The organism is Candidatus Bathyanammoxibius amoris, from assembly GCA_024451685.1.
GTDB classification, from domain to species: domain Bacteria; phylum Planctomycetota; class Brocadiia; order Brocadiales; family Bathyanammoxibiaceae; genus Bathyanammoxibius; species Bathyanammoxibius amoris.
The window spans coordinates 1-4,256 of the sequence record JAMXCW010000014.1; the positions used below are offsets into that span (position 1 = coordinate 1).

Sequence of the window (4,256 nt, forward strand, 5' to 3'; positions counted from 1 at the left end):
CTAACTCCCAAATCATTTTGTCATAAGTAGTAATAGCTTTAAAATCCTTTAAGCCTGATAACGATTCTACAAAGTTGGCATAAGAAATCACTTTAGAAGAGGTCTCCTTAGGTCTTATAATCTGCTTCCTGTATTCCTCATTAAGGTCTCTTTTGAATCCTTCTTTTAACGATTCCATTATTAACTTAGTATAAGATATATTAACTTCTTCTCCAGAAGTAGACATCTCTTTCATGTCGTATTCGCCTAATGCAATTCTTCCTTCACCACTAAAATAAGCATCCTCTTGTTCGAACTGGAGCAAACCGATAGTGGCCTCAAATAAGTCTCTTTTTCCTTTCCTCTTTGATATTACTGTAAAGCGATCGCAAATTTGTGAGACAGCGAGTAACCCTATTCCTATCTTACCTATAATAGGTCTTTTTATACCCCGATAGTCTATATATTTAGCTCTGTTAGCTCTTTTTGTGCTGGACCCAATTCTGTGTAATATTTTTTCAAATTCCTTTGAAGACATTCCCCTTCCATTATCCTCACACGTAAATACATCAAAATAAGGGGCATTTGTAGTTATCCTTACCCATGTTGCACAAGCATCGAAGGCGTTGCTTACAATCTCCTTTATTGCATTAGCGGGAGTTCGATATATACCTCTTCCAATGTCCGCTAATATTTTCTTGGAAACGTATATGTGTTTCTTTGCCAATGTTTATTGCCCCTTACGCTTTTCTTGCTTCAGTATTAAGTGCTTATTGTACTCAACTCAGCCATTAGTCACATGCCCAAAAGTATTTACACGTTTGTGATTCTAGGTGTGCCTAGAAGTAGTGTCAAGTCTTTTTAGACTTTGGGTGTGAAATCGGTATAATGAATGAAATTGGACGTGAAAAGGCATGAATAGAGGAGGCCGGCAAATAATTTGAAGATAGCCATATCGGGTAAAGGGGGTGTGGGTAAGACGACGCTCGCCGCGGCGATGGCGTGGCTCTTTGCCCACGAGAACGGCAAGAAGGTGCTGGCCATAGACGCGGACCCCGCACCCAACCTCGCCCTGGCCCTGGGTATAGAAAAACACGAGGACATCGTCCCTATGGTCGAGATGAAAGAACTGATAAAAGAACGCACGGGTTCCACGTCCGAGGAGTACGGCAAATTCTTTAAGCTCAACCCCACGGTGTCTGACCTGCCCGAACGGCTGTGGGTTGAAAGGGAGGGCGTGCGCCTGATGGTGCTGGGCGCCATCCAGCGCGGGGGCGGCGGGTGCGCCTGCCCCGAAGGGGTATTCCTGCGGTCTATGATAAATCACGTCGTGTTGCAGAGGGATGAGGTGGCCGTTATAGACATGGAGGCCGGGGTGGAGCACCTGGGCCGGGCCAGCGTCAAGGGCGTGAACGCACTGATAGTGGTGGTTGAACCGACCCTGCCCAGCGTGGAGACCGCCCGCCGCATAAAGAAACTCGCCGGCGACATCGGACTTAAATCCGTGTACGCCGTGGGCAGCAAGGTTCAGGGCAAAGAGCACCGGGAATTTATAGAGAAGCGCCTCGAGGGTATACCCGTCCTGGGGTTCATCCCGTATAACCCCAGGATACCCGAGGCCGGCCTCAAGGGTATACCCGTGGTGGAAGACGGGCAGCTTATGGAAGATGTGAAGGGGATTATAGAACGCCTGCAGGCGGAACTGGGTATCACGTCATGATTAAAGACGCCATCGCCAAACTGGTAGAGGGAACAGATCTTACCGAGAAAGAGACCACCGCCGGTATGGAAGACATCATATCCGGCAGCGCGACGCCGGCCCAGATAGCCTCGTTCCTGACCGCCCTTAAGATGAAGGGTGAGACGGCGGACGAGCTCACGGGGCTTGCGCGGGTGATGAGGAGTGAGGCCGCCCCGCTGGAGATAGACGACCCGGTGGTGGACACCTGCGGCACCGGCGGAGACAGCAAGGGTACGTTCAACATCTCAACCGCCGCGGCCTTCGTGGTAGCGGGAGCAGGACTTCGTGTGGCAAAACACGGGAACAGGGCGTCCACCAGCAACACGGGAAGCGCCGACGTCCTGAAGGCCCTGGGGGTAAATCTGGATGCCGGCCCTGAGACCGTTATCCGGTGCATCAGGGAGGCGAGCATAGGGTTTATCTTCGCCCCGCTCTTCCACAGCTCGATGAAATTCGCCCGCGAGCCGAGACGCGAGCTGGGTTTCCGTACGGCCTTCAATCTCCTCGGCCCTCTTACAAACCCCGCGAAGAACAGCCGCCCCCTGATAGGCGTATACAAGGAGGACCTGACACAACTGCTGGCCCACGTGCTTCGGAACCTTGGGACGGAGCGCGCCATGGTGGTCCACGGGCTTGACGGGCTGGACGAGATAACCACCTCAGACAGAACAAATATAACGGAACTCAAGGAGGGTAAGATAACCAGCTATTACATCCAGCCTGAAGAGTATGGGATAAAGAGGTCGGGACACGAAGAGCTTGCGGCAAAGGACGTTGAGGAAAGCGCACAGGCCATAAAGGACGTCCTTGACGGCCACGAGGGGGCGAAGCGTGACGTGGTCCTGCTTAACGCCGCCGCCGCCATCACGGTGGGCGGGGCCGCAAAAGACATGAAAGATGGCCTGCCACTGGCTGAACAGTCTATAGACTCAGGCCGCGCCAAAGACTCCCTCAGAAGGCTTGTCGAGATAAGCCGCCAGACAACCTAGCCTACGAGTGCCGGGTCTTCAAAATCATTTTAGAACTGTATCAGCGAGAAGATGTCATGGTCCCCAAGGGCCTTTCGGCCATTGAGAAAGGTGAGTTCGAGCAGGAAGGCGCAGCCGACTATATTGCCGCCCATTGATTCCACCAGCTTGCAGCAGGCGCCCATGGTGCCGCCAGTGGCAAGGACGTCGTCCACCATCAGCACCTCCTGTCCCGGCTTTATGGCGTCTTCGTGTATCTCTACGGTGTCAGTGCCGTACTCCAGCTCATACGTCATGTTTTTTGTTTTGTATGGAAGTTTACCCGGTTTCCTGACGGGTACAAATCCTGCATTGAGATTGAGGGCAATGGGGGGCCCTATTATAAAACCCCTGGCCTCCGCCGCCACCACTACCGAGATACGGTCGTCTTTATAGTGCTCAGAGAGCTTGTCCACGGCCGTCTTAAGCCCCCGGGGATCGTACAGGAGCGGGGTGATGTCCTTGAACACGATGCCTTTCTTGGGAAAATCGGGGACGTCTCTGATAAGTGATTTAAGATTCTCTATAGTCAAAATATCTATTTCTCCTTTAATGCAGGGTCCTTGGAGAGCCGGTAAAAAAGCGGTACCGACGGGTTACCGCTGATTCGAGAGATACGTATCTTTTGAAACCCCTGAAAAACTCTTGAACAATTATCATTCTGAGGGAGCGGAAACGTGGCAGCCTGCCTGAGGCGGACCACTCTACATGCTCAGAATGATATATGGTATTTGTGGACTTTTGCGGAGTTCTCCTATTACTTCTCCCGCGCGAGCATGCCGTGGAGTTTATGCAGGGCGTCTCTCTCTATCTGCCGTACACGCTCACGGCTGAGGTGCAGCCCCTTGCCTATATCCTTCAAGGTCATCGGCTTATCCATATCGAGCCCGAAGCGTTTTCTTATTACTTCCGCCTCTCTCGGCCCGATAGAGGCCAGGAGGTTCTCAACCCTTTCCCTCTCAAAGGCCTCGATAACCTCTTCTTCCGGGGTCTTGACGCGCTGGTCTGCAATACCGTCTATCAGGGTCCAAACGCTGTCAAGGTTTGTGGCCGTCGGGCCTTGAGGCCCTACTGTCTCATTGAGTGTGTCTTGCTCCCGGCCGGCCTTTTCTTTCCGCGCCGGCATGCGGCGCCTTTCGGCTTTATAGGCAGGAATTCGAATGGTTCTGCTTGTGTTGGTAAGGGCTCGCTTTATCGACTGCCGGATCCAGCATGTCGCATATGTGCTAAAGCGGTAACCGGCCTTATAGTCGTATCCCTCAACTGCCCGGAGGAGCCCCACATTGCCGTCTTCTATAAGGTCGAGGAAGGGGACCCCGTTGTTGAGGTAATGCTTGGCGATGCTTACCACTAGCCGGAGATTAGCCCTTATGAGTCTTTCTCTGGCCTCTTGGTCGCCGCCGTCTGACCTGCGTGCCAGTTCCTTCTCCTCTTCAGGGGAGAGCAGCTTTACCTTGCTAATCTCCTTCAGGTATAACTGGAGGTCCGTCTCCGCCTGCGGCATCGGGTTTCTCCTTGCCTGAAAGGTC

Annotated in this window: 5 protein-coding genes; 2 read left to right on the forward strand and 3 right to left on the reverse strand. The window is 52.6% G+C overall.

Annotated elements, in window-relative coordinates; translation table 11 throughout:
- Positions 1–706, reverse strand: a 706-nt coding sequence (locus tag NOU37_07905) for an ATP-binding protein (GenBank protein ID MCQ4575152.1), incomplete at its 3' end; no start/stop codon positions are given.
- Between the two features lie 213 nt (positions 707–919).
- Between NOU37_07905 and NOU37_07910 the strand changes: the two genes are divergently transcribed.
- Positions 920–1,699: an AAA family ATPase gene (locus NOU37_07910; GenBank protein ID MCQ4575153.1), complete on the forward strand. Its 780-nt coding sequence runs from the start codon at positions 920–922 to the stop codon at positions 1,697–1,699.
- Positions 1,696–2,709 carry an anthranilate phosphoribosyltransferase gene (trpD, locus tag NOU37_07915; protein MCQ4575154.1) on the forward strand — a complete coding sequence of 338 codons (1,014 nt, stop codon included), beginning with the start codon at positions 1,696–1,698 and terminating at the stop codon, positions 2,707–2,709. The genes NOU37_07910 and trpD overlap by 4 nt, the downstream gene beginning before the upstream one ends.
- 29 nt (positions 2,710–2,738) lie before the next feature.
- On the opposite strand, the gene NOU37_07920 is transcribed toward trpD, so the two are convergent.
- On the reverse strand, positions 2,739–3,254 hold the full coding sequence (locus NOU37_07920) for an adenine phosphoribosyltransferase (protein ID MCQ4575155.1): 516 nt from the start codon (positions 3,252–3,254) through the stop codon (positions 2,739–2,741).
- A 230-nt stretch (positions 3,255–3,484) separates the two neighbouring features.
- A partial coding sequence (locus tag NOU37_07925; GenBank protein ID MCQ4575156.1) for a sigma-70 family RNA polymerase sigma factor occupies positions 3,485–4,256 on the reverse strand: 772 nt, incomplete at its 5' end.

Excerpts from the sequence above, each read along its gene's own strand:
- trpD (MCQ4575154.1), top strand. The coding sequence starts at position 1,696 with ATGATTAAAGACGCCATCGCCAAACTGGTAGAGGGAACAGATCTTACC.